At 71.5% G+C, this 23,591-nt stretch carries 22 protein-coding genes; 11 read left to right on the top strand and 11 right to left on the bottom strand.

The window, feature by feature from the left end:
- Positions 1-10: 10 nt before the first annotated feature.
- Entirely contained in the window at positions 11-4,531 is a 4,521-nt protein-coding gene (locus tag AB0B97_RS17890) for a LamG-like jellyroll fold domain-containing protein (RefSeq protein ID WP_357494691.1), read from the top strand.
- Positions 4,532-4,673: 142 nt separating this feature from the next.
- Here the strand turns inward: AB0B97_RS17890 and AB0B97_RS17895 are convergent, their stop codons facing one another.
- The 4 genes from AB0B97_RS17895 to AB0B97_RS17910 all read right to left on the bottom strand — a co-directional run bounded on the left by AB0B97_RS17895 (position 4,674) and on the right by AB0B97_RS17910 (position 8,357).
- Entirely contained in the window at positions 4,674-5,963 is a 1,290-nt protein-coding gene (locus AB0B97_RS17895) for a hypothetical protein (protein WP_357494693.1), read from the bottom strand.
- A 62-nt stretch (positions 5,964-6,025) separates the two neighbouring features.
- Positions 6,026-6,601, bottom strand: coding sequence for a WHG domain-containing protein (locus AB0B97_RS17900; protein ID WP_357494695.1), 576 nt, complete (start codon positions 6,599-6,601; stop codon positions 6,026-6,028).
- Entirely contained in the window at positions 6,594-7,394 is an 801-nt protein-coding gene (locus tag AB0B97_RS17905) for an alpha/beta hydrolase (RefSeq protein ID WP_357494697.1), read from the bottom strand. The genes AB0B97_RS17900 and AB0B97_RS17905 overlap by 8 nt, the downstream gene beginning before the upstream one ends.
- A gap of 42 nt (positions 7,395-7,436) precedes the next feature.
- On the bottom strand, positions 7,437-8,357 hold the full coding sequence (locus AB0B97_RS17910) for a proline dehydrogenase family protein (RefSeq protein ID WP_234582357.1): 921 nt from the start codon (positions 8,355-8,357) through the stop codon (positions 7,437-7,439).
- Between AB0B97_RS17910 and AB0B97_RS17915 the strand changes: the two genes are divergently transcribed.
- From AB0B97_RS17915 to AB0B97_RS17925, 3 genes are read left to right on the top strand one after another with little or no spacing between them, the layout of a single operon-like run.
- On the top strand, positions 8,356-8,712 hold the full coding sequence (locus AB0B97_RS17915) for a hypothetical protein (protein ID WP_234582356.1): 357 nt from the start codon (positions 8,356-8,358) through the stop codon (positions 8,710-8,712). The genes AB0B97_RS17910 and AB0B97_RS17915 overlap by 2 nt on opposite strands.
- A 1-nt stretch (position 8,713) precedes the next feature.
- Positions 8,714-9,880: a glutathionylspermidine synthase family protein gene (locus tag AB0B97_RS17920; RefSeq protein ID WP_357494700.1), complete on the top strand. Its 1,167-nt coding sequence runs from the start codon at positions 8,714-8,716 to the stop codon at positions 9,878-9,880.
- A 19-nt stretch (positions 9,881-9,899) separates the two neighbouring features.
- A complete protein-coding gene (locus AB0B97_RS17925; protein WP_234582354.1) occupies positions 9,900-10,487 on the top strand; it encodes a CGNR zinc finger domain-containing protein in 588 nt (195 codons plus the stop codon).
- Between the two features lie 19 nt (positions 10,488-10,506).
- Here AB0B97_RS17925 and AB0B97_RS17930 read toward each other — a convergent pair whose 3' ends face one another.
- Positions 10,507-11,313, bottom strand: a complete 807-nt coding sequence (locus AB0B97_RS17930; RefSeq protein ID WP_234582353.1) for a sugar phosphate isomerase/epimerase — start codon at positions 11,311-11,313, stop codon at positions 10,507-10,509.
- Between the two features lie 76 nt (positions 11,314-11,389).
- Positions 11,390-12,334 (bottom strand): Ppx/GppA phosphatase family protein, encoded by a 945-nt coding sequence (locus AB0B97_RS17935; RefSeq protein ID WP_234582352.1) that lies wholly within the window; start codon positions 12,332-12,334, stop codon positions 11,390-11,392.
- An 80-nt stretch (positions 12,335-12,414) separates the two neighbouring features.
- On the opposite strand from AB0B97_RS17935, the gene AB0B97_RS17940 reads away from it, so the two are divergent.
- Genes AB0B97_RS17940 through AB0B97_RS17950 form a run of 3 tightly spaced genes read left to right on the top strand, consistent with a single transcriptional unit; the run spans position 12,415 to position 13,827 of the window.
- Positions 12,415-13,212, top strand: coding sequence for a hypothetical protein (locus AB0B97_RS17940; RefSeq protein ID WP_357494969.1), 798 nt, complete (start codon positions 12,415-12,417; stop codon positions 13,210-13,212).
- A gap of 34 nt (positions 13,213-13,246) precedes the next feature.
- Positions 13,247-13,447, top strand: a complete 201-nt coding sequence (locus tag AB0B97_RS17945; protein ID WP_074314830.1) for a hypothetical protein — start codon at positions 13,247-13,249, stop codon at positions 13,445-13,447.
- The gene (locus AB0B97_RS17950; RefSeq protein ID WP_357494703.1) at positions 13,447-13,827 is read left to right on the top strand and encodes a Fic family protein; all 381 of its coding nucleotides are present in this window, start codon (positions 13,447-13,449) and stop codon (positions 13,825-13,827) included. Before AB0B97_RS17945 ends, AB0B97_RS17950 begins: the two co-directional genes overlap by 1 nt.
- A gap of 12 nt (positions 13,828-13,839) precedes the next feature.
- On the opposite strand, the gene AB0B97_RS17955 is transcribed toward AB0B97_RS17950, so the two are convergent.
- Entirely contained in the window at positions 13,840-14,418 is a 579-nt protein-coding gene (locus AB0B97_RS17955; RefSeq protein ID WP_357494705.1) for a TetR/AcrR family transcriptional regulator, read from the bottom strand.
- A gap of 444 nt (positions 14,419-14,862) precedes the next feature.
- On the opposite strand from AB0B97_RS17955, the gene AB0B97_RS17960 reads away from it, so the two are divergent.
- Positions 14,863-15,516, top strand: coding sequence for an NAD(P)-binding domain-containing protein (locus AB0B97_RS17960; protein ID WP_357494707.1), 654 nt, complete (start codon positions 14,863-14,865; stop codon positions 15,514-15,516).
- Positions 15,517-15,577: 61 nt separating this feature from the next.
- Here AB0B97_RS17960 and AB0B97_RS17965 read toward each other — a convergent pair whose 3' ends face one another.
- A complete protein-coding gene (locus tag AB0B97_RS17965; protein WP_039906992.1) occupies positions 15,578-16,261 on the bottom strand; it encodes a response regulator transcription factor in 684 nt (227 codons plus the stop codon).
- Positions 16,262-16,284: 23 nt separating this feature from the next.
- Positions 16,285-17,565, bottom strand: coding sequence for an ATP-binding protein (locus tag AB0B97_RS17970; RefSeq protein WP_357494709.1), 1,281 nt, complete (start codon positions 17,563-17,565; stop codon positions 16,285-16,287).
- A 203-nt stretch (positions 17,566-17,768) separates the two neighbouring features.
- On the opposite strand from AB0B97_RS17970, the gene phoU reads away from it, so the two are divergent.
- Entirely contained in the window at positions 17,769-18,422 is a 654-nt protein-coding gene (gene phoU / locus AB0B97_RS17975; RefSeq protein ID WP_234582346.1) for a phosphate signaling complex protein PhoU, read from the top strand.
- Between the two features lie 50 nt (positions 18,423-18,472).
- Here phoU and AB0B97_RS17980 read toward each other — a convergent pair whose 3' ends face one another.
- Positions 18,473-19,240, bottom strand: coding sequence for a phosphoglyceromutase (locus AB0B97_RS17980; RefSeq protein ID WP_007465667.1), 768 nt, complete (start codon positions 19,238-19,240; stop codon positions 18,473-18,475).
- Between the two features lie 153 nt (positions 19,241-19,393).
- Here AB0B97_RS17980 and AB0B97_RS17985 point away from each other — a divergent pair, with 153 nt between their 5' ends.
- Both AB0B97_RS17985 and AB0B97_RS17990 read left to right on the top strand, forming a co-directional pair.
- Positions 19,394-20,677, top strand: a complete 1,284-nt coding sequence (locus AB0B97_RS17985; RefSeq protein WP_357494712.1) for an MFS transporter — start codon at positions 19,394-19,396, stop codon at positions 20,675-20,677.
- A gap of 149 nt (positions 20,678-20,826) precedes the next feature.
- Complete coding sequence (locus tag AB0B97_RS17990; RefSeq protein ID WP_357494714.1) at positions 20,827-22,116, top strand: MFS transporter; 1,290 nt, start codon at positions 20,827-20,829, stop codon at positions 22,114-22,116.
- A gap of 370 nt (positions 22,117-22,486) precedes the next feature.
- Here the strand turns inward: AB0B97_RS17990 and AB0B97_RS17995 are convergent, their stop codons facing one another.
- On the bottom strand, positions 22,487-23,521 hold the full coding sequence (locus AB0B97_RS17995; protein ID WP_357494971.1) for a hypothetical protein: 1,035 nt from the start codon (positions 23,519-23,521) through the stop codon (positions 22,487-22,489).
- Positions 23,522-23,591: the final 70 nt, after the last annotated feature.

Here is a 23,591-nt window from a genome sequence, read left to right on the forward strand (position 1 = left end):
TAAGCGCATCATGCTCAAAATCGGTCCTCCACCGAGGACACCTACCGCCAGACGCAGGCTCACGACAGGCGTCGCGGCCAGCATGGTCCTGGCCACCACGGCCGCCATCCTGCCCGCCGCACCGGCAGCCGCCGCGCCAGGCAAACCCGCACCTGCGCCTGCCAGCGGATCACTCAGCGTCGATCGGGCGCTGGTCGAGGCGAGGCGGACCGGCAAGCCGGTCGAGGCCACCGGCGCCGGCACGTCGACCGCCACCTTCACCGCCCGCCCGGACGGGACGATGGAGCTGACCCAGTCCGCCGTACCCACCCGGACCAGGGTGAACGGCGCCTGGAAGGACCTCGATCCGACGCTGGTCCGCAACGCTGACGGCAGCATCAGCGCCGCCGTCACCACCAATCCGATCCGTGTCTCCGCTGGCGGCACTGGCCCGCTCGCGGAGATGACCAGCGGCGACCGCGCACTGTCGGTGACCGCCCCGCTGACCCTGCCGGCGCCGACCCTGTCCGGGCCCACCGCCACCTACGCCGAGGTGCTGCCCGGGGTCGACCTGACCGTCCGGGTCAGCGGTGAGGGCTCCTTCTCGCACGTCTTCGTGGTCAAGAACCGACAGGCGGCCGCAGACCCTCGGCTCGCCGCACTCGACCTCGCCACCGTGACGAAGGGCGTCACCCTGGCGGCCGACCCAGTCGGCAACATCACCGGCCGGGACCGGGGTGGCCGCACGGTGCTCACCGCTTCCGCCCCGGCCATGTGGGACTCCGCCCCGGGCGCGAACGCCAAGACGGGTACGAACGAGCGGGCTGCCGCGTCGACCCCCGGCGGACCGGGCCGTGGTGCGCGGACGGCCCCGATCGGTGTGCGGATCGCCGCCGGGAACCTGCGGCTCACCCCCGACCGGGCGTTGCTGACCGACCCGACCGCGGTCTATCCGCTCTACATCGACCCCACGTTCAACTGGACGCCCGTCGGCCCCAAGATGAGCGGCTGGGCCTCGATCTCCTATCAGCACCAGTCGACCAACTACTGGAAGAACACCCCGGACCCCATCGGCCGGATGCAGGTCGGCAACTCGGGCAGCCAGCGGTCGAACACCCTGATCAACTTCCCGGTGCCCTACAGCACCCTGGCCGGTGCCGAGATCGCGGACGCCGTCTTCAAGATTACGAACACCCGCTCGTGGAGCTGCACCGACAAGACGGTCAACATCTACGGTCCCAGCACCACACTGACCTCTGGCAACGCCACCTGGAACTACTGGGAGGGGGTGAGCAAGGGCAGCGCCATCGCGAGCAAGAGCTTCGCGTACGGCTACAGCGGCTGCGACGCCGCCGGCGTCTCCTTCGACATCACCAACCAGATCAGGGCCGACGTCAGCGCCAAGAAGTCGACGCGCACCCTGTGGATGGTCGCCGCCAACGAGGCCAGCGACGCCCAGAGCTGGAAGGAATTCCTCGAGACCAGCCCCACCCTGACTATCCGGTACAACCACGCGCCCGCCGCGCCGACCGGCCTCAGCACCTCCCCGACCACCGCGTGCACCGCCGCCAACCCCACGGTGGTCGGTGACACGGCGGTGTCGCTGTACGCGCCGGTCTCGGATGTCGACAAGGGCACCCTCGGGGTCACCTTCAAGGTGTGGAAGGACGGCGATCCCGCTCAGACGGCCATCGCCAGCACCAACCCGAGCCTGCTCACGTACTCCTCCGGCACCACGGCGGTGTTCATCGTGCCCCGAGCCACACTGGCGGCCGTCGCGGGTACGAGCAAGTTCGCGACCTTCGCCTGGAAAGTGCAGACGACCGACTTCCGCACCGCCAGCAACTGGTCGACCACCTGCCGGTTCGCCTTCGACGCCACCCGGGCCGGGCCGCCCAACATCCCCGAACTGACCCAACCGGCGACCATCGGGCAGCCGATCACCATCCCGGTCAAGGCGCCGTCCAGCGGCACCGCCCCCACCAGCTACGTCTACCAGCTCAATGCGGCACCCCCGCAGGCCGTCACCCCCGACGCGAGTGGCAACGCCAACATCCAGGTCACGCCCACCCGCTTCACCAACACGATCTCCGTGACCAGCGTGACCGCGGCAGGCAAGAACTTCGGCGAGACCGCGACGCTGCCGTTCAACGCCGACCCGCCGACCACCATCGCACCGGACGGCGACCTGACCGGTGACGGCTGGGCCGACCTGCTCACCGTCGGCTCGGTCAACAACCTCACGGCCGGCCTGTGGCTGGCGGAGAACAGCGGTTCAGCCGGGCTCAACCCGAGCATCAGCAACATGGGCGCGCGAGGTAACGGCGTCACCGGCAACAACTCACCCGCCGACTTCAACGGAGGCCAGGTCATCACCGGTCGATTCACCGGCGGCGGCCTCCAGGACGTGCTGGTCTACTACCCCACGGGGACCAACGCCGGCGGCGGGGGCATCTTCGCCGGCAACGGCGACGGTTCCGTCCTGATGCCGGAGCGCGGCGGCGTTCAGACCAGCCTGATGAGCGAGTACCTCCTCGACGAGTACGGCCGGTCGCCGATCCAGCTGGCCAACGCCGGTGAGGCTCGGGGCACCGGGTCGGGCTTCCCGGACCTGATCGGTACCAGTGGGGACGCCACCAACGGCTACCAGCTCACCTACTACCCCAGCTTCCCGGGGACCAGCCTGTTCTTCGGAGCGACCTCGACCGGTGCGGCGACCCCGACCGGCGGCGCGGACTGGAACAACTGGACCATCGCCACCGCCCAGACCGGTACCGGCACGGCGATGTTCCTCCGGAACCGGACCACCGGCGCGCTCTACCTGTGGTCCGACCTGGCCTACAACGAGGACACCGGCCAGCTCACCTACACCGCGCGTACCCTCGCGGCCGGCGGCTGGAACACCGGTGTCGCGCTCAGCCTGCGCGCCGGGGACATCAACCGTGACGGCACCCCCGACCTGTGGACCGTCGGTGCCGGTGCGGCCACCACGGCCTGGCTGGTCACCAACCTCCAGGCCGGCAGCGCCACCATCACCGCCCAGCCCAAGCAGACGCTGATCACCTCCGATCACACCTGGCAGTTCGACGACAAGTTCGACGAGGCGGGAGACGGGGTGCTCAGCACGGCCACCGACATCTCCGGCGGCAAGTCGCTCGGGGTCGAGGTGACCGAACCTTCGCCGACCAAGCCCGGCGTGAGCGCGAAGTGGCGTCAGGGTGAGCTGTTCCCGCAGGTCGTCGTGCTGAACACCGACTCCACCGCGACCCAGGTCGATTACACCAACAAGACGGCACTGACCAGTCCCGAGCGGCTGATCGACACGAGCAAGTCGTTCACCCTCTCGGTCTGGGCCAAGCCGACGGCGGCCGGTGGCGTCATCGCCAGCGAGGACGGAGCGAACGCGTCGCGCTTCCTGCTCTGGAACAACGCGAGCGACAACACCTGGCGGTTCGGCCTGGGCAACGCGGACAGCGGTTGGTCGTACACCCAGGTGGTGACGCCGGCCGGGACGGCGTTGGGTGTGTGGACGCACCTGGTGGCCAGCTACAACGCCGACACGAGGATCATCTCGCTTTATGTCAACGGGGTCCTGAAGGGCAACGCCCAGTACACCGCGACGCCCACGTGGCCGAGCACCGGCAAGTTCGTGGTCGGCCGCTACAAGTACCAGGGCGTGGCGACCGCGCACTACGCCGGGATGCTCAGCAACCTCCAGGTGTGGAAGCGGGCGCTCACCCCCACCCAGATCGGGGCGAGCAACAGCGCCAAGAACGGCTCCCTCACGCCGGTCGGGGCGACCACGTGGACCCCACCCGGCACCGGTCAGTTGGAAACCGAGATCTACGCCAGCGATGTGGACGGCAACCTGTGGAAGTACCGGAAGCTGACCCCGCCGAACGATGGCTCCCCGCCGCGCTCCGAGCAGCTGTCCAAGCCGCGCCTGGTCTCGAACGGGTGGAACCAGTTCACCGCCTTCGGCATCGCCGACTGGGACCATGACGGGTACCAGGACATCGTGGCCAGGGACAACGTCAGTTGCGAGCTCAAGGTCTTCCTGGGGACGGCGGACGACCTGAGTCCCACCCCCACCTTCCTGGGGATCCAGTGGTGCAACTACCGCCCGTTCGGCGTGGGCGACTACAACCGGGACGGCTACCAGGACATCTTCACCGCTGGGTCGACGAACGACCTGTGGGTCTACCCGGGTGACCTCAAGGGCGGCGGTGGCACGCGAGCGGACATCGGCAACGGCTGGAGCACCGACTTCACCGGGTTCGGCGTCGCCAACGTCGTCGGGGACGCCACGCCGGACATCTACGCTCGGCAGGCGAGCACAGGCCTGCTGAAGCTCTACGACTTGGGACCGGACACGATCACCCAGGTCGGTATCGGCTGGGCCGGCTACACCTCCTTCGGTCTGACCGACTTCAACCGGGACGGCAAGGCGGACGTGATCGCCCGGGAGAACTCGACCGGGATCCTGTGGATGTATCCGGGAATCGCGGGTGGCATGCTCGGCGCCCGTAGCCAGATCTCCTCCGCCTGGTGAGCTGAGCACGGCGGCGGGCGGCTCCTCCGGGGCCCGCCCGCCGCCGTCCGGGCGCCCAGCCGCCCGCCAGTCCCCGGGAACAGGTCAGCCGGGCACGCCGCGCCACGTGCTGGTGACCGGGTCCCAGGCCACCGGCAGCCTTTCAGGCGCTGGTGGCGCGGACGTACGCGACGCACTCGTCGTGCAGTGTCGACCACTGCTCGCCGAACGCCTGCTCGGCGGCGACGTCGGCGGTCTTGCGCTCGTGCACCACAGCCTTGAAGAAGGCGAGCAGCCGCTCCGGTCCGAACCTGTCGACGAGGTGGCGGACGGCGAGGTAGCCGACGCCGTAGCTGCCGCCGACCCGTTCGGCGGGCGCGTCGTCGGCGGGCGTGACGCCCTCCAGCCGGCCGTCCCAACCGCCCCGGACCAGCTTGCGCACCTCGGCGAGCCCCTCGTACCTGTCGACCGGCTGGCCGCCCGAGCCGGCGAACTCGGCCAGCCCCTCGACGAGCCACCAGGTCGTCTTGCCCGGGTAGCCGCGCTCCGGCAGCGAGGCGGCGTGGGTCAGCTCGTGCCGGAGCAGGTCGTCGGTGCCGCTGCTGGTCAGCCCGTCGGCGTTGAGCACCACCTCGTGGTGGCCGCCGCCCACGGTCACCGCGTAGCCGCCGGTCCACTGTGGGCGTCCGCCGCCGTACCAGCGCTGCCACTCCGTCCGACCGGCGTAGAAGATCCGGTAGCGGTCCGGCGGCGAGCCGGTCACCGCGTAGGTGTCGGCGACCGCGGCGGCCGCCTCCGCCTGGGTCAGCAGGCCGGCCAGTTTGCCGCGCAGCGCCGGCGTGGTGGCGACGATGGTCCGGGCGCCGACCGCCACGGCCAGCTCGCTGATCTCCCATGGTCGGGTGCCGGTCTCGGCGGACTTCGACTCCTCCAGCGCGATCAGTCGGGGCTGGTCGCCGTTCTCCCGCCAGCGGGTGCCGATCAGCACCGGGCTCGGTCGGCAGCCGGGTGCCACGAAGCAGTACTGGAAGCGCACCAGCAGCCGCCACTCGCCGGCCCTGCCGATGACGGGTACGGGCAGGCCGCTCGGCTCGGCCCTCCACACGGTCACCTTCAGGGCGCGCAGCGCGGCGAAGCGACGGCGCAGGTCGGAATGCGTGCCGGGATCGGCGACGGCGAGGAAGCCGGCCCGGTCGCCGCCGAGCAGCGCCGTGGACTGTCGCTGGAGCTGCGCTGTCATCCGATCGGACAGAGCGCGGGCGACGGCGGTGGCCGGGTCGTCCGTCGCTGTGGCGCCGGCCCGGCTGAGCGTGGCCCGGCCGCCGGCCTCGCGGACCGCGCCGACGACCAGTGCCGCCGGAAGGCCGCAGCCCAGCAGCAGGACAACCACGACGAGCACGGTCCACAGCGGCCAGAGCCGCCGCGGTGCTGGCTGCTGCACCCCGTCAGTCACCCGCCGAAGGGTACGACCAAAGGCCGGATCGGGCGAGGCCGACCCGGGCCGACCGGACCGGGTCAGGCGCCGCGAGCCGGCCAGGAGCGGAATGCGACGTCCAGGCCGGCGACCAACTGCTGGTACGAGCGGTCGACATCGCGCGGCAGGCCGAAGCCACCTGCGGCCTCCAGGGCGACGAACCCGTGCAGGGCGCTGCGCAGCGCCCTGGTCGCGTCCACCGCGTCGTCGTCGGTGAGCCCGTAGCCGCGCAGCACCGCGAAGATGGCGCCCACCGCGCGTTCGCCCGCCTCGACGTGTTCCGGGTCGGACGGGTCGGGCACCCGCTGGGTGGCGGGGTAGCGCCCGGGGTGCCGGTGGGCGTACGCGCGGTAGGCGTCCGCCATCGCCCGCAGCGCGTCCCCACCCGAGCGGCCGGCGGCCGCCGTGGTCAGCTCGGTGGCCAGCTCGGCGCTGGCCAGCGCGGCGAGCTTCTGGCTCAGCGCGTCCGCCCCTTTGATGTGCTTGTAGAGGCTGGGCAGCGCGACTCCGAGCCGGCTGGCGAGCGCGGCGAGGGTGAGCTGGTGGTAGCCGACCTCGTCGGCCAGCCGGGCGGCCTCGCGCACCACTGTCTGCTGGTTGAGCCCGGCCCTAGGCACCGGCACACACCGCCAGGAAGCCCACCAGCTCGTCGGCGGTGGCCCGCGGCCGGTCGGCGTGCGGGTAGTGCCCGGCCTCCTCGATCATCCGGGCCTCGGCGACGCGGAACAGCCGGCGGGCCGCCCTCGCCTCGGCCCCCGGGTCGGGGAAGTCCGGGTCCTTCGCGCCCATCAGCACCAGCACCGGTTGGCGTACCTGCGGCGCGCGGACGGTCCAGTGCGGCTCGACCGGCGCGATCACACCGCGGGTCGCGGCCATCCGGCCGGGCTCGCGCAGGTTGGCCACCATCGACCGGCGGTACGCGGCGTCGTCGGCCGGCCGGTGCACGGGGAAGAGCGTGTTGTGGAACATCCCGAACAGTCGTGGACTGCGCAGCACGGCTCCCATCGCCAGCCGCAGCAGCGGGTTGAGTTTGGGCTGACCGACGAACGCGCCGATCTGCACGATGCCGGAGACCAGCTCGGGCGCGTCGGTCGCGGCGAAGACCACCGCCGCGGCGGCGGACGAGCTGCCGACCAGCACGGCCGGCCCGGCGTCGAGGTCACGGACGACGGCCAGCAGGTCGGCGCCGACCTCCGCCGGGGCGTACGTGGGCCAGCCGACGCTGGACTCCCCGTGCCCGCGTACGTCGACTGAGGCGACCCGGTGACCGGCGGCCACGAGCAGCGGCACGAGGTGTCGGAAGCTCGCCCTGTTCTCGCCCATGCCGTTAGCGAGGACGACGAGTGGGCCGTCGCCGTGCACCTCGTACGCGATGTGTCCGCCGTCGCGCCGCACCTGGCTAACTGTCATAGCTTGAAGCTAAGGCAATTAGCCAAGCGCGTCAAGCGGCTCCTACTTCTTGGAGATCAGGGCCCGGCCGAAGAAGACCAGGTTCGCCGGACGCTCGGCGAGCCGACGCATCAGGTAGCCGTACCACTCGTCGCCGTACGGCACGTAGGTGCGCACCGTGTAGCCCTCGCCGGCCAGCCGGGCCTGCTCCTCGGGCCGGATACCGTAGAGCATCTGGAACTCGAAGCGATCGGGCCCCCGGTCGAACCAGCGCGCCCGGTCCTCGCCGATCGCGATCATCCGCGGATCGTGGGTCGCCAGCATCGGGTAGCCGTCGCCGGACATCAGGATGTTGAGGCAGCGGACGTAGGACTTGTCCACCTCGCGGGCCGACTGGTACGCCACCGACTCCGGCTCCCGGTACGCGCCCTTGCACAGACGCACCCGCGACCCGGCGGAGGACAACTCCCGGCAGTCCGACTCGGTCCGCCGCAGGTACGCCTGGAGCACCGCGCCTGTCGACGGGAAGTCCTTGCGCAGCTTGGCCAGCACCTCCAACGTCGAGTCGGTGGTGGTGTGGTCCTCCATGTCCAGGGTGACGGTGGTGCCCGCCGCGTCGGCGGCCGCACAGATGGCCCGCACGTTGTCGTACGCCAACTGCTCGTCGAACATCTGGCCGAGCGCGGAGAGCTTCACGCTCACCTCGGCGGCCGGCGTCAGCCCGGCCCCGGAGAGCATCTTCAGCAGCTTCAGATACTCGTCCCGGGTGGCCGTGGCCTGCTCGGGGGTGACGGTGTCCTCGCCCAGATGGTCGAGGGTGACGGCCAGACCGTCGTCGACGAGCCCGCGGGTCGCGCGCAACGCGTCGTCGGTGGCGGCGCCGGCGACGAACCGGCGAACGACGTCCCGGGTGTACGGGGCGGTCGCGACGAGCCGCTCGACCTGGGATGACCGGGAGGCGGCGAGGATGACGGAACGGAGCATGAGCCGAGCGTATCGCCCCTGCCAGGACCCCCGCCGAGGGGCGGCCGGGGCTGCGGTACTGGCGTCGATCGACTACAACGATGCCGTGGACCAACGCCCCCGCCGCCGACTCCGGTCGGCCTCCGTGCAGCTCGGCGCGCTCACCGCTCTCGCGCTCGCCCTCTCCGGCTGCAACATGACCTCGGACGACGACGATGACGACTGCGCCCTCGGGCCGGTCGGCGGCGGAGACACGGTCGCGCTGGCGATGCGGGTCACCGCGCCCGCCGCGGGGCGGACCGCCGGGGAGCCGACGACGGCCGCCCTGCCCGAGCGCGGCGGATTCGGCACCCACCTCGCCTCCTGCGGAGGCTGACGTGCGCCGCGAATCCGTGCCACCCCGGCCCGACTGGGACGCCACCATCCGCGCGCAGGGGCTGGTCTACGTCGACACCGAGCTGCCCGACGGCGGGATCATGTCGTACTGGGACGAGACCGCCGCGTACGCCTTCGACCTCGACGAGGTGCTGCGGCTGGAGGAGGCCACGGAGGAGCTGCACCGGATGTCGGTGGCCGCCGCCGAGCACGTGGTGGCGCAGCGCCGGTACGCCGAGTTCGGCATTCCCGCCTGGGCGGCCGACGCGGTGGCCCGGTCGCTGCGCGAGGCGCCACCCACCCTCTACGGGCGCTTCGACCTGGCGTACGACGGCACCTGGCCGCCGAAGATGCTGGAGTACAACGCCGACACACCTACGGCGCTCGTCGAGGCGAGCATCATCCAGTGGTACTGGCTGGAGCAGACCCGCCCCGAGCTGGACCAGTGGAACAGCCTGCACGAGCGACTGGTCGGTGCCTGGGCCAAGATCGGCGCTGGGCTGCACGACCCAGTGGTGCACGTGCTCTGGTCGAACGAGGAGGAGTCGGGCGAGGACCACATGACGGCCGGCTACCTCGCCGAGACCGCCCGGCAGGCCGGCCTGAGCGTCGAGCTGCAACCCATCCAGGAGATCGGCTGGGACGGCCGGCGCTTCGTCGACGCCGCCGACCGCCCGGTGACCACCTGCTTCAAGCTCTACCCCTGGGAGTGGATGCTGGCCGAGCCGTACGGGCCGCCCGCCCTGGCACCGGGCACCCCGACCACCTGGATCGAGCCGGCGTGGAAGCTGCTCCTGTCCAACAAGGCGCTGCTCGCGATCCTCTGGGAGCTGTACCCCGACCACGAGTACCTGCTCCCGGCGTACCTCGACTCGCCGCGGGGCATGCCCGAGTACGTGGCCAAGCCGCTGCTCGGCCGGGAGGGCGGCTCGGTACGCATCGTGACCGCCGCCGAGGAGATCACCAATCCGGGGATCTACGGCGACGAGGGCTGGTGCTACCAGGAGTTCCGGGCGCTGGCGCAGTTCGCCGGCAATCGGGTGGTGCTGGGCAGCTGGATCGTCGACGGCGAGTCGGCCGGGGTGGGCGTCCGGGAGAGCGCGAGTCTGATCACCGACGGTTACGCGCGGTTCCTGCCGCACTACATCGACGCGGCGCGCACCCCGTGAGTCGTCTACCGTTGGGGGCGTGAACTTCGACGCGTACGCCCGGACCGGCGTTGACCTGGTCAACGCCCGCCTGGACGACCTCGACGACCTGCGGGCCCTCTTCCCCGACGACAACGCCTGGATGCGCGACGAGGTCGCCGATCGTGACGTCGCGATCTTCCGGCGGGCGCAGAAGCGGCTCCGCGACGTCTTCGAGTACGGCACCTCGGGGCGCGACGCCCAGGCGGTGACCGAGCTGAACGCGCTGCTCGAGGCGTTCCCGGTCCAGCCGCGCATCTCCGGGCACGACTCCAGCGACTGGCACATGCACGTGACCAGCCGGGGCGCGTCGGTCAGCGCCGAATACCTGGCCGGCGCGGTCTGGGGGCTGTCGGTCTGGCTCTGCGAGTACGGCAGCGCCCGCTTCGGGGTGTGCGCCGACGAGCGGTGCGGCAACGTCTACCTGGACACGTCGTCCAACTGCTGCCGGCGGTTCTGCTCGGAGCGCTGCGCCACCCGCTCGCACGTGGCGGCACACCGGGCCCGCAAGCGGGCCGCCATCGGTGAGCAGCTGCCGGTCGCCCCGCAGCCGACCTCGACCACCGAGTCGCTGACCCCGGTCAGCTGACGCCCGGCCCCGGGCGGGGTCAGACGTCGACAGGTGACTGGGCGGGCAGGTGCTGGCGGGCGAACTCCAGCGCGGCGCGCAGGTCCGCCTCGCGCACCGCGCGGCTCTTCGCGCCCCGGGTCGCCACCTCGACGGCCACCGAGCCGGTGAAGCCCCGCGCCGCCAGCGAGGAGAGCAGTTCCCCGCAGGGCTGGGTGCCGCGTCCGGGCACCAGATGCTCGTCGCGGCCCTCGCCGGTGCCGTCGCCGAGGTGCACGTGGGCCAGGCCCGCGCCCATCCGGTCGGCCATCTCCAGCGGGTCGCTGTGCGAGGCCGCGCAGTGCGACAGATCCAGCGTGTACGACGGGTAGCCGGTGTCGGTGGGATCCCACCCGGGGACGTACGGGACGAACTGCCGACCCGCCATCCGCACCGGGTACATGTTCTCCACCGCGAAGCGCAGGCCGTTGAACCGGTCCGCGACAGTGGCCAGCCCCTCGGCGAAGTTGCGCGCGTAGTCCCGCTGCCAGGAGAACGGCGGGTGCACCACCACCGTCGGCGCTCCCAGCGTCTCGGCCAGCTCGGCGGCCCGGCGCAGTCGCTGCCACGGGTCGGGGCTCCACACCCGCTGGGTGACCAGCAGGCAGGGCGCGTGCACCGACAGCACCGGCACGTCGTAGTGCGCCGACAGGCCGCGCAGCGCGCCCGCGTCCTGGCTGACGACGTCGGTCCAGACCATCACCTCGACGCCGTCGTAGCCGAGCGCCGCGGCCAGTTGGAACGCCGCCGCGGTCGGCTCGGGGAAGACCGACGAGCTGGACAGGAGCACCGGAACGCGGGAAGTCACATCAGCCAGCGTAGCCCGGCTGTCGCGGGGCCATCAGGACGAGCACTGGCAAACCACTCGTAACCCGGCACCCTGGTCAGATCGGCTCCAGTTGATCGAGTCGACGGAGGATGACCCCCTCCCGCAGGGCCCACGGGCAGATGTCCAGCGTGTCCAGGTCGAGCCGGCGCATCACCGCCTCGGCGACCACCGCGCCCGCCAGCAACTGGTGGGCCCGACCGGCGCTGACCCCCTCCAGCTCCATCAACTGGGTCGGTGGAATGTGCCGGATGAAGCCGATGACCTGCCGCAGACCGCCACGGGTCAGGCTGCGCCGCGTCCAGAGCCCGGCACCGGACGGCGCCGCGCCGGCCAGTCGGGCCAGGGTGCGGAACGTCTTCGAGGTGGCCACCGCCCGACCCCAGCCCACCTCGGTCAGCTGGTCGACGACCTTGTCCAGCCGCCCGTCCACGTACTCCCGCAGCTTGTCGACGGTCTCGGCGGACGGCGGCGTCGCGCTGTCCGGGTCGACCCGCAGCCGCTCCCGGGTCAGCCGGCCGGCGCCGAGCGGCAGCGAGATCGCGACGTCCGGGTCCTCGTCGATCCCGGCGGCGATCTCCAGGGAGCCGCCACCGATGTCGAGCACCAGCAGACGCCCCGCCGACCAGCCGAACCAGCGCCGCACCGCCAGGAACGTCATCCGCGCCTCGTCCGCGCCGGAGAGCACCTCCAGGCGTACGCCTGTCTCGTCGCGGACCCGGGCGAGCACGTCGGCCGCGTTGGTGGCGTCGCGGACGGCGGACGTGGCGAACGCGATCAGGTCGTCCGCCTCCAACCCGGTGGCCGCCGCCTTGGCCATGCCGACCGCCTTGACCAGGCTGTCCGAGCCGGCCTCGGTCAACGCGCCGTCCGGGCCGATCTGCTCGGCGAGACGCAGGACGACCTTCTCCGAGTGCGCCGGCCAGGGGTGCGCGCCGTGGTGCGCGTCGACCACCAGCAGGTGCACCGTGTTGGATCCGACGTCGAGGACACCCAGTCGCATGGTGAAGACCCTAGGTGCAACACGTTCGTGCGGCTCGTCGGCCCACGGACGGCACCGCGCGTACGCTGGTCCGAGTGACGATGGAGCTCCGCGTGCTGGTGGACGACCCGGGCGACCCGCGCAGCCGCGAGGTGCCGCTGGACTTTCCCCGGGAGTGGATCGAGTTCGCCGACCCGGCCGACGAGACCCACCTGATCCGGGCCGACCTGACCTGGCTGCTCTCCCGCTGGACCTGCATCTTCGGTCGCGGTTGCCACGGCATCATCGCCGGCCGGTCCGCCGACGGCTGCTGCTCGCACGGGGCGTTCTTCACCGACTCGGACGACGAGAAGCGTGTCCGCAACGCCGTCAAACAGCTCACCCCGTCGACCTGGCAGCACTACCGGCGCGGTTTCAAGAACTGGACCGACGAGGACACGATCGACGGCAAGAACCCGGCACGCCGCACCGCCACCCAGGGCGCCGACGGGCCGTGCGTCTTCCTCAACGACGCCGACTTCGCCGGCGGTGGAGGGTGCGCGCTGCACGCCCAGGCGCTGCGCGACGGGGTGCACCCGCTGGAATACAAGCCGGACGTCTGCTGGCAGCTGCCGATCCGGCGGGACCAGGACTGGGTCAAGCGACCCGACAACTCCAAGGTGCTGGTCTCCACGCTGTCCGAGTTCGACAGGCGCGGCTGGGGTGCCGGCGGGCACGATCTGGACTGGTGGTGCACCTCCTCGACGGACGCCCACGTGGGCGCCGAGCCGATGTACCTGTCGTACGGGCCGGAGCTGACCGCGCTGATCGGCGCCGCCGCGTACGAGCGGCTGGCCGAGCTGTGCGCGGCCCGGGTGCAGCAGGGCCTGGTCGCCCCGCACCCCGCCGACAATCTCTAGCCGATCTTGGTAGCACACTTGCTACCATCTGAGCATGGCGATGACCCTCCGGCTGGACGACGAACGCGAACGTCGACTCCGTCTTGTCGCGGACGAGGAAGCCCGATCCATGCACGCCGTCGTGGTAACCGCCATCGACGACTACCTCGCACGGCGGAACGCCAAGGAGTTCGGCGACCTGGCCGACGAGATCATTGAACGTCACGCCACACTGCTCGCCCGCCTGGCGGAGTGATGACGGTCCGCTATCCCACCCTCGCCGACGTGGCCGCCATCGCCCGCAAGCTCGGTGTCGGGATCAGGGACGCCGGCCTGGTGGAGTCGGCGGTGGCTCGACCGAAGACCAGTGTGTTCGGCGAGGACGCCTACCCCGACCCGTGGACCAAGGCGGCGGCGCTGCTGCACTCGCTGGCCAACAACCATCCGTTCGTGGACGGCAACAAGCGGATCAGTTGGATCGTGACGATCGCCTTCCTGCTCCAGAACCGCGCCGTCACCATCGCCCAGCTCGACGAGACCGACCAGGACATCGCGTACGACCTGGTCATCAGCGTGGCGGAGAGCCGCCTGACCGAGGTGGCCGACATCGCGACGGCGCTGCGCAAGCTGTTCTGAGCTGAGCGCCCGTCAGCGCAGTGCCGCGTCGACGAGGGTGCGGGCGCTGCGGCGGGCCGCGTCGGCGATCGCCGGGTCGCCGTCCAGCACACCACTGGCGAGCCCGCCGTCGAGCAGCAGGGTGAGCTGCCGGGCGAGCAGGTCCGGCTCGGCCGCGCCGGCCTGCCGGGCCAGCTCCGTCACCCAGGCCCGGACCACCGTCTTGTGCTCGACCGTCCGGGCGTGCACCGGGCCGCCGGCCGGCGACTCGGCGGCCGTGTTGATGAACGCGCAACCGTGGTAGCCGTCCCGCCGGCAGGCGCTGGCGAGCGCGTCGAACATCCCGACCAACTGGTCGCGCGGCTCGTCGCCGGCATCCCGGGCGGCGGCGCGCAGCGCACCGAACCACGCCTGGTCGACGCGGTCGAGGTACGCCAGCACCAGGTCGTCCTTGCGCGGGAAGTGCTTGTAGAGCGTCGCCTTCGCCACGCCCGACTCGGCGATGACCGTGTCCACCCCCACACCGCGCGGACCATGGGCGTAGAAGAGCCGGAACGCGGTCTCCAGGATCCGGTCCCGGGCCGAGCCGGCCGGCGTGCGGTGGGCAGGCATCGGCACTCCCTCGACGTGCTGGTGACGGCCGATTCTACAGACAGCTCCGTCTGCTGCCGCACGTCGTCCCGCGGCAGGGCCCGGTGGTGTCGTCGACTCCTGTCGAGCTGCCCCATGTGCGGGGCGGCGCCAATGGGAGGAGCCGTCGGAGTGAGCCACCGGTGCCGCGCCGCGTTCGCCCCCGCGCCCGGCCTCGCGTCCGGCCCTCGCCCAGCCCGCGTCCGGCCCCCGCCCAGCCCACGTTCGGCCCGCGCCCGGCCGCGCCCGGCCCCCCGCCCAGCCCACGTTCGGCCGCGCCCGGCCGCCCCATTTCTGGGGCAGCTCTACAGGCAATGAGAGACACCTGCCCTGTCGCCTCCCGAGGGGCAGCAGTAGACAGACCTGTCTGTTAGCCTACCGGCAGTCGGCGCGAGGCCACCGCGCCCGAGTGGAGGATCGATCGACATGCGCATAGCAGTTCTCGGCACCGGCTCGGTCGGCAGGACCATCAGCGCCCGCGCGGCGGAGCTGGGCCACCAGGTCACCATCGGCACCCGCGACGTCGCGACCACCCTGGCCGGCGACTACGCCGCCTGGACCGCCGAGCACCCCGAGGTGGGCCTGGCGACCCACGCGGATGCGGCCGCGGACGCCGAACTGGTGGTCAACGCCACCAGTGGCAGCGGCTCCCTGCCGGCGCTCACCGCGGCCGGCGCGGCGAACCTGTCCGGCAAGGTCCTGCTCGACATCGCCAACCCGCTCGACTTCAGTGCGGGCTTCCCACCCACCCTGACGGTGCAGGACACCGACTCCCTCGCCGAGCAGATCCAGCGGGAGTTCCCGCAGGCCAGGGTGGTCAAGTCGCTCAACACGCTGACCGCCGAGCTGATGGTGCGCCCGCGCCAGCTCGCCGACGGCGCGCACACGGTCTTCGTCTCCGGCGACGACGCGGAGGCCAAGCGGATCGTCACCGGGCTGCTCGTCAGTTTCGGCCACACCGACGTGATCGACCTCGGCGACCTCTCCACCGCCCGGGGCACCGAGATGCTCATGCCGCTCTGGTTGCGGCTCTACGGCCGGCTCGACACCGCCAACTTCAACATCAAGATCGTCCGCTGAACGGACCCGGACCTGCCGAAGGGGGCCCACGCCGAGCGTGGACCCCCTTCGGGTCGGCCGATCACGGCTCGAACTTGTACCCCAGGCCCCGCACCGTGACGATGAAGCGCGGCGCCGACGGCTCCGGCTCGATCTTGGAGCGCAGCCGCTTGACGTGCACGTCAAGCGTCTTGGTGTCGCCCACGTAGTCGGCGCCCCAGACCCGGTCGATGAGCTGACCGCGGGTCAGCACCCGGCCCGCGTTGCGCAGCAGCAGCTCCAGCAACTCGAACTCCTTGAGCGGCAGCTGCACGGCCCCGCCCTCGACGGTCACCACGTGCCGCTCGATGTCCATCCGGACCGGGCCGGCGGCCAGCGTCGGGGCGCCCGCCTCGGCCACCTCCGGGCTCTGCCGGCGCAGCACCGCGCGGATCCGCGCGACCAGCTCCCGGGGAGAGTACGGCTTGGTGACGTAGTCGTCGGCGCCGATCTCCAGGCCGACCACCTTGTCGATCTCGCTGTCCCGCGCGGTGACCATGATGATCGGCACGGCCGAGCGCTGCCGGAGCTGCCGGCACACCTCGGTCCCGGACATCTCGGGCAACATCAGGTCGAGCAGCACGATGTCGGCGCCGGTTCGGTCGAACTCGGTGAGGGCATCGGTACCGGTCGCGGCGACCGAAACCTCGAAGCCCTCCTTACGGAGCATGTACGACAGGGCGTCGGAGAACGACTCCTCGTCCTCGACCACCAGAACGCGGCTCAACGGGGATTTCCTTTCCATTGCTGTCAGACCTGCCGTAGCTCGGCCGGACCGGCCTCGATCCCAACCGGCGGCAGTGTCGCCAGCAGGTCGTCAGGTGGACTGGCGGGCAACCGTAGGGTGAACGTCGATCCACCCCCAAGAGTGCTCGACACCTCCACCCGACCGCCATGGTTGCTCGCGATGTGTTTCACGATGGCCAGGCCGAGCCCGGTGCCACCTGTCGAACGCGAGCGGGCCTGGTCGGCCCGGTAGAACCGCTCGAAGATCCGGTCCACGTCCGTCGGGGCGATGCCGATGCCCTGGTCAGCGACCGCGACCTCGACATGTTCGCCGTCACCGCGGAGGGTGACCCGCACCGTGGTGTCCTCGCCCGAGTAGTTGATGGCGTTCTCCACCAGGTTCGCCACCGCCGTGGCGAGCTGACTGTCGCTGCCGTACGCGGTGAGACCCCGCTCGCCGTCGACAGTCACCTCGACCCCCCGGGCGGAAGCCGTGGTGCGGGTGCGGTCGACCACCTCGGCGATCACCCAGTCGAGCGCGACGGGCTCCGGTGGCGGCTGCGGTTCGGCGCCCTGCAGCCGGGTCAGCTCCAGCAACTCCTGCACCAGCCGGCCCAGCCGGGTCGACTCGTGCTGGATCCGTTCGGCGAACCGGCGGGCGGCGACCAGATCCTCGGAGAGGTCGGGCACCGCGGCGTCGGCCGGCTCGGTGGCGTCCAGCAGCGCCTCGGCGAGCAGTTGGAGCGCGCCGATCGGGGTCTTGAGCTCGTGGCTCACGTTCGCCACGAAGTCACGTCGGACCCGGGTCAGCCGGTGCGACTCGGTCACGTCGACCGCCTCCACGGCGATGAAGCCGTTCCCGAGGCCCATGGCCCGCAGGTGCACGCCCAGCGGGTTCTCCCCCGCGCTGTCGCGACCCCGCGGCAGGTCCAGCTCGATCTCGCGCCGCACGCCGGTGCGCCGCACCTGGCCGGCGAGCGTACGGATCAACGGGTGCGCGGCGATCGAGCCCGGGGTGCTGCCGGTACGCAGCAGACCCATCGCACGGGCGGCCGGGTTGATCAGCACGGGGACGTCGTCGTCGTCCAGTACCACGACACCGGCCCGGAGCGAATCGATCGTCCGGCGGCCGAGCCCGGCCTGCTGCTCGTCGGCTATCGCGGGCCTCCCCCTGCTCCAGCGGGAGCTCACGCTGCCCGTCGACGTGGAGCGACCGCGCGCCGGCAGGAACCGGGGCAGCAGGAGGCCGACGACCAGTCCGGTCGCCAACGCCACGGCCACCACGACCGCCACCGCCCACTCCACCCGGCGATCGTAGGGTCATTGTTAACCTGGCTACCACACAGAACGGGACGAACCACCCGCACTTCGGAAAGTGTTCACCCCCACGTCTGGCGTCGTTCACCGTCGTTCATCCGGGATCCGTTCAGCCGCCCTACCGTTGGCGTCGCACCTGCTCAACCCCTGCGCCGGCACCCGCCGGCGGCGACCGACCACAGGACGTGATGATGCGCGACGAGTTCCGGGCCGACCTCCAGATCGTCAGCCAACTGCTGGTGGACATGGCGGAGGGCGTCCGCGCTGCCATGCGCCAGGCCACCCGGGCCCTGCTCACCGCCGACCGGCAGGCCGCCGAGACGGTCATCGAGCGGGACGCCGAGATCGACGACCTCTACCGGCACGTCGAGGAGCGGGTGTGTGACCTGCTCGCCCGGCAGGCGCCGGTCGCCTCCGACCTGCGTGCCATGATCACCGCGCTGCACGTGGCGGCCGACCTGGAACGAATGGGCGACCTGGCCGACCACGTGGCGAAGACGGCGCTGCGGCGGCACCCCTCGCCCGCCGTACCTGCCGAGCTGCGGTCGATCTTCACCGAGATGGCCGACATCGCCGACCGGATGGCGGTGAAGATCGGTTCGGTGCTGGCCAAGCCCGACGTCGACCTGGCCGGCGAGTTGGACCGGGACGACGACGCCATGGACGAGCTGCACAAGAGCCTGTTCTCGGTGCTGCTCGGCGACGACTGGCCCTACGGGGTGGAGACCGCCATCGACGCCACCCTGCTGGGCCGCTTCTACGAGCGTTTCGCCGACCACGCGGTGAACGCCGGCGAGCACGTGATCTACCTGATCACGGGGGAGAACAGCCCGGCCGCCAGCTGACGTACACGAAAAGGGGCCCCCGCACCGCGCGGGGGCCCCTTTTCCTGTGCTCAGCGGCCCTGGTTGGCGACCGCGGCGGCGGCTTCCTTCGCTGCCGTCGGGTCGAGGTAGGTGCCGCCCAGGGTGAGCGGGCGCAGCTGCGGGTCGAGGTCGTAGCGCAGCGGGATGCCGGTCGGGATGTTCAGCTTGGCGATCGCCTCGTCGGAGATCTGGTCGAGGTGCTTGACCAGGGCGCGCAGCGAGTTGCCGTGCGCCGCCACCAGCACCGTCCGGCCGGCCAGGATGTCCGGCACGATCGAGTCGTACCAGTAGGGCAGCATCCGCTCGACGACGTCCTTGAGGCACTCGGTACGCGGCATCAGCTCGGTCGGCAGCAGCGCGTAGCGCGGGTCGCCCACCTGCGACCACTCGTCGTCGTCCGCGATCGGCGGCGGCGGCGTGTCGTACGAGCGGCGCCAGAGCATGAACTGCTCCTCGCCGTACTCGTCAAGGGTCTGCTTCTTGTTCTTGCCCTGTAGGGCGCCGTAGTGCCGCTCGTTGAGCCGCCACGACCGGCGCACCGCGATCCAGTGCCGGTCGGCGGCGTTCAGCGCCAACTCGGCGGTGCGGATCGCCCGGCGCATCACGCTGGTGTGCACGACGTCCGGCAGCAGGCTGTGCTCGCGCAGCAGCTCGCCGCCGCGCCGCGCCTCGCCCTCGCCCTTCTCGGTCAGGTCGACGTCCACCCAGCCGGTGAAGAGGTTCTTGGCGTTCCAGTCACTTTCGCCGTGCCGCAGCAGGACCAGCGTCCCGACGGTGGGCCCCTCGCTCGCAGTCATGCCGATCATCCTGCCTCAACCCCGTACCGGACACGCGGGCACCCGTCGTGACGACCACCACGTGAAAAAGCGGATGACCTGCGAATCCGGCCGCCACTAGGGTTGTAAGGCGCTGTAGTCACATCGGTCATTACTTGCAAGCGGGGGCACCACGTGCGGACGATGCGGAGCTGGTTCCGGGACACCACCGGCGGCCTGCCGGCCACCTTCTGGTACCTGTGGTCGGGCACCCTGATCAACCGGCTCGGCTCGTTCGTCCTCGTCTTCCTCGCCATCTACCTGACCCAGGAACGCGGCTTCTCCCCCTCCCAGGCCGGCCTGGTGCTCGGCCTGTGGGGTGTCGGCGGCGCGGTCGGCACCACCGCCGGCGGCACCCTGGCCGACCGGTGGGGTCGCCGACCGACGCTGCTCACCGCGCATGTCGGCGCGGCGGCCATGATGCTCGCCCTCGGGCTGGCCCGTGACCTCTGGGCGGTGGCGCTGGGTGCGCTGCTGCTGGGCATGTTCGCCGAGGCGGCCCGGCCGGCGTTCGGCGCCATGATGATCGACGTGGTGCCGGCCAAGGACCGCCTGCGCGCCTTCTCGCTCAACTACTGGGCCATCAACCTGGGCTTCGCCTGCGCCGCCATCCTCGCCGGTCTCGCCGCTCAGGCCGACTACCTGCTGCTGTTCGTGGTCGACGCGGGCACGATGCTGATCACCGCGCTGATCATCTTCGTCCGGGTGCCGGAGACGCGCCACGGCGGATTCACCGTCGCGGCGACCACGGCCCCGCGCGGCGCGCTGCGCACCATCCTCAGCGACCGGGTCTACCTCGGCTTCGTGGCTCTGAACCTGTTCGCCGCGATGGTCTTCCTCCAGCACATCTCGATGCTGCCGATCGCCATGGGGGACTCCGGCCTGAGCCCGGCCACCTACGGCTCGGTGATCGCGCTCAACGGCCTGCTCATCGTCGTCGGCCAACTCTTCGTGCCCCGACTGATCCGGGGTCGGAACCGTTCGCAGGTGCTCGCCCTCGCCGCCGTGGTGATGGGTGTCGGGTTCGGACTGACCGCGTTCGCCGGCAGCGCCTGGTTCTACGGGCTGACGGTGCTGATCTGGACGGTCGGCGAGATGCTGAACTCGCCCTCCAACTCCACGCTGATCGCCGAGCTCTCCCCGGCCGAGCTGCGCGGTCGCTACCAGGGCGTGTTCGGGCTCTCCTGGCAGATCGCCGGGGCGAGCGCGCCGATCCTCGGCGGCCTGGTGCGCGAGCACGTCGGCAACGCCGCGCTCTGGTTCGGCTGCGCCGTGATCGGCGTGCTGACGGCGGTGGCCCACCTCGCGTCCGGTCCCGCCCGGGAGCGGCGTGCCGTCGCGCTACGCCACGCCGCCGAAGCGTCCACGCCGGTCGGCACCCGCGCCGCAACGGCGCAGCCCGCCGAGGCGACAGCCTGAGCCCCTGCGCGAACGCCGAGGCGACAGCCTGAGCCCGGTGTGACCGCTGAGACGAACGGCTCATGATCAGGAAACCGACTGGCGCAACCCGGCCCGACTTCCTACCGTCCAGGAGAAACGGTTAAGAAACTGAACTGTCGGGAGGTCGGATGCACGCCCTGCGGCGCTGGTGGCACGACACCGCGGGCGGCCTACCCGCCACCTTCTGGTACCTCTGGGCGGGATTGCTGATCAACCGTGCCGGCGCGTTCGCCATGCTCTTCCTGTCGCTCTACCTCACCGCCGCCCGGGGAGCCAGCGAATCGGTGGCCGGCACCGTGGTCGGGGCGTACGGGGCCGGCGGGGCGGCCGGCGCGCTGCTCGGCGGGGTACTGGCCGACCGGTGGGGTCGCCGGGCCACCCTGCTCGCCGCCCACCTGGCCACCGCCGCCCTGATGGTGGCACTGGCCTTCAGCCGGCCCCTGCTGCTGATCGCGGCGCTCTCCGCGCTGGTCGGCGTGGTGCACTCGATGCCCAGCCCCGCCTTCGTGGCGGCGATCGTCGACGTGGTGCCCGCGCAGCGCCGCTCACGCGCGTTCAACCTCCAGTTCTGGGCGTTCAACCTGGGCATGGCCGTCGCGTCGCTGCTCGCCGGGGTGCTTGCCGAGGCGAGCTTCACCGCGCTGTTCCTGGTCGACGCCGGCGCCACGCTGACCGCTGCCGCCGTCATCGCCTGGAAGGTGCCGGAGACCCTGCGCCGGGCCGGCCCGGCCGCGCCCCTCCCACCCGCTGACCAGCAGGGGGTCGGCCGCTCGCGTCGACAGGGGCTGCACACCGCGCTCACCGACCGGAACTTCCTGATCTTCGTCGGGCTCACCTTCGTGCTGGCCGTCCTCACCCTGCAGACCTCGACGATCATGCCGCTGGCGATGCGCGCCGACGGTCTGGGACCGTCCGCGTACGGGGTGGTGGTGGCACTCGGGGGCGCGCTGATCGTGCTGGGGCAACTGTTCGTGCCCCGACTGATCGACAGGCACCGCAAGGACGTCGTACTGGCCGTCTCCACGGCCCTGCTGGCGGTCGGCTTCGGTGTGCTCACCGTCGCCGACGGCCTGGGCGTCTACCTCGGCGCGGCGGTGGTCTGGACGGTCGGTTCGATGCTCGCCGCGCCGCCCAACGCGCAGATCAACGCGGACCTGGCACCACCGCAGCTGCGCGCGCGGTACCAGTCGGTCTTCTACCTGACGTTCCCGGCCGCGGCGTTCGTCGCACCCACACTGGGCGGGGTGAGCTTGCAGCACCTCGGCGACCGGCACTGGCTGATCGTGGGCGGGCTGGGCCTGCTGGCCGCGCTGGGGCACCTGCTGGCCGGGCCGCCCCGCGACCGGCACGTCGACGCGTTGCGCCGGGCCGCCGACCGGGAGCCGGCGCCGCGCGGGGACCGCGTCCAGACCGGCTGACCATCCGACGGCAAAGCGCCCACCATGACCCGAAGGTCACGGTGGGCGCTCGCCGGTGGGGCCGGCGGCGGCGGGCAACACTCACCCCCGTAAGCATCGCCCGCTCGCGCCGCCGGTCCAAACAGGTGGGCACCGTCCCCCAACGGTTGATCCACCCGTCCCCTCGCACCTCGCCTGGTGCGCGGATCTGATCGATCCGCCGCTCCCCCGAACGTTTCCAAGCGTGGCGCGGTGCAATAAAGCTAGTTCGGCCGGATTCTGGATTCAACCCAGATGGGCTGTCTCGCCGGTCACAACTGACGAGTATCCCCAGCTCGCGCCTCGGTCTCTGGCAACAGCCGGGTACCCGTCGGGCATTCCCGCAAACACCTCAGCCGTCCTCACGATCGGGTGACTCCGTCCGGAAGAAGTTGCTCTGCCGGCCGTCACGCATCTGCTCCTGATAGATCAGGTTGAGCCGGCGCAGATCGAACGTGTAGAACCAGTCATCCCAGGTGATCTCGCGAATCCGGCTACTTTCCCGGTATCCGGGGATGTTGAAGGTCAACACTCCGGCCCGACCGTCCCGCTCGGTGCCCGCGATGGTCGCCGGCTTCGCGCCGCGCTCCATCGCCCAACGTCGGATCACCTCGTGATTCGCGGTGATCAGGCTCCGCCCCGGCCGCTCCGGCCGGTCGGCCGTCGACGAGATCACCTGCGAGCTGCGGACCGACCGTCCGCTGCCCCGTCCGGTCCGGATCCCACCGGCCGTCGTGCCACCGGCCGACGGTCGGCTGGCCGTGGCCCGCTTCGCCGGCGCCGCCCGCTTCGCCGTGGCCCGCTTGGCCGGTGCCGCCCGCTTCGCCGGCGCGGCCTTCGCAGTGGCCCGCTTGGCGGCCGGTCGCGACGGCGCCTTCTTCGCGGGCGCCTTTCGCGCTGGCGCGGTACGCGCGGTCGTCGACGTCCTGCGTGCGGCGGTCGACCTGGCCGCTGTCGTCTTCTTCGCCGCGGCCGTCTTACGGGCCGCCGTCGACGTCCGTGCGCTGGTCGTCCGCTTCGCCGCGGTCGACCTGCTCGCGGCGCTGGTCCGCTTCGCAGCCGTCGTCTTCTTCGCGGCGCTCGTCCTCTTCGCCGCTGTCGTCTTCTTCGCCGCGGCCCGCTTCGCGGGAGCGCTCTTGTTCGCGGGCGCCGCCTTCGCGCGACTCGGTGCGGCCCGCGACGCCGACTTCTTCGTCGCGGCGGCCCGACCGGCCGACGCCCTGGTGCCGGCGGCCCGACCTGCCGGTCCGGTGCTGCGTCGTCCCGCCCCACCGGCGTCGGAACGCATCGAGCGCACCAACTGTTTCACCAGGTCAGGCTTGCGCAACGCGGAGATCCCAGAGACCCCGCGTTTGCGCAACTGCCCGCGGATGTCGTCCACCCGCATCCGGGAGATCTCCGACTCGGAGACCCCGGGAGTAGCCGGGCTCTGGTTGCCGGCCTGCCGTTTGGTCCTG

Origin of the sequence: Micromonospora sp. NPDC049004 (assembly GCF_040649315.1) — a bacterium.
Lineage (GTDB): Bacteria > Actinomycetota > Actinomycetes > Mycobacteriales > Micromonosporaceae > Micromonospora.

Bases quoted from the DNA above. Each gene is read 5' to 3' on its own strand.
- AB0B97_RS17890 (WP_357494691.1), top strand. From the start codon at position 11: ATGCTCAAAATCGGTCCTCCACCGAGGACACCTACCGCCAGACGCAGG.
- AB0B97_RS17905 (WP_357494697.1), bottom strand. From the start codon at position 7,394: ATGACAGTTAGCCAGGTGCGGCGCGACGGCGGACACATCGCGTACGAG.
- AB0B97_RS17915 (WP_234582356.1), top strand. From the start codon at position 8,356: ATGAGCCGAGCGTATCGCCCCTGCCAGGACCCCCGCCGAGGGGCGGCC.
- AB0B97_RS17910 (WP_234582357.1), bottom strand. From the start codon at position 8,357: ATGCTCCGTTCCGTCATCCTCGCCGCCTCCCGGTCATCCCAGGTCGAG.
- AB0B97_RS17935 (WP_234582352.1), bottom strand. From the start codon at position 12,334: ATGCGACTGGGTGTCCTCGACGTCGGATCCAACACGGTGCACCTGCTG.
- AB0B97_RS17940 (WP_357494969.1), top strand. From the start codon at position 12,415: ATGGAGCTCCGCGTGCTGGTGGACGACCCGGGCGACCCGCGCAGCCGC.
- AB0B97_RS17945 (WP_074314830.1), top strand. From the start codon at position 13,247: ATGGCGATGACCCTCCGGCTGGACGACGAACGCGAACGTCGACTCCGT.
- AB0B97_RS17950 (WP_357494703.1), top strand. From the start codon at position 13,447: ATGACGGTCCGCTATCCCACCCTCGCCGACGTGGCCGCCATCGCCCGC.
- AB0B97_RS17955 (WP_357494705.1), bottom strand. From the start codon at position 14,418: ATGCCTGCCCACCGCACGCCGGCCGGCTCGGCCCGGGACCGGATCCTG.
- AB0B97_RS17960 (WP_357494707.1), top strand. From the start codon at position 14,863: ATGCGCATAGCAGTTCTCGGCACCGGCTCGGTCGGCAGGACCATCAGC.
- phoU (WP_234582346.1), top strand. From the start codon at position 17,769: ATGCGCGACGAGTTCCGGGCCGACCTCCAGATCGTCAGCCAACTGCTG.
- AB0B97_RS17980 (WP_007465667.1), bottom strand. From the start codon at position 19,240: ATGACTGCGAGCGAGGGGCCCACCGTCGGGACGCTGGTCCTGCTGCGG.
- AB0B97_RS17990 (WP_357494714.1), top strand. From the start codon at position 20,827: ATGCACGCCCTGCGGCGCTGGTGGCACGACACCGCGGGCGGCCTACCC.
- AB0B97_RS17995 (WP_357494971.1), bottom strand. From the start codon at position 23,521: ATGCGGGTGGACGACATCCGCGGGCAGTTGCGCAAACGCGGGGTCTCT.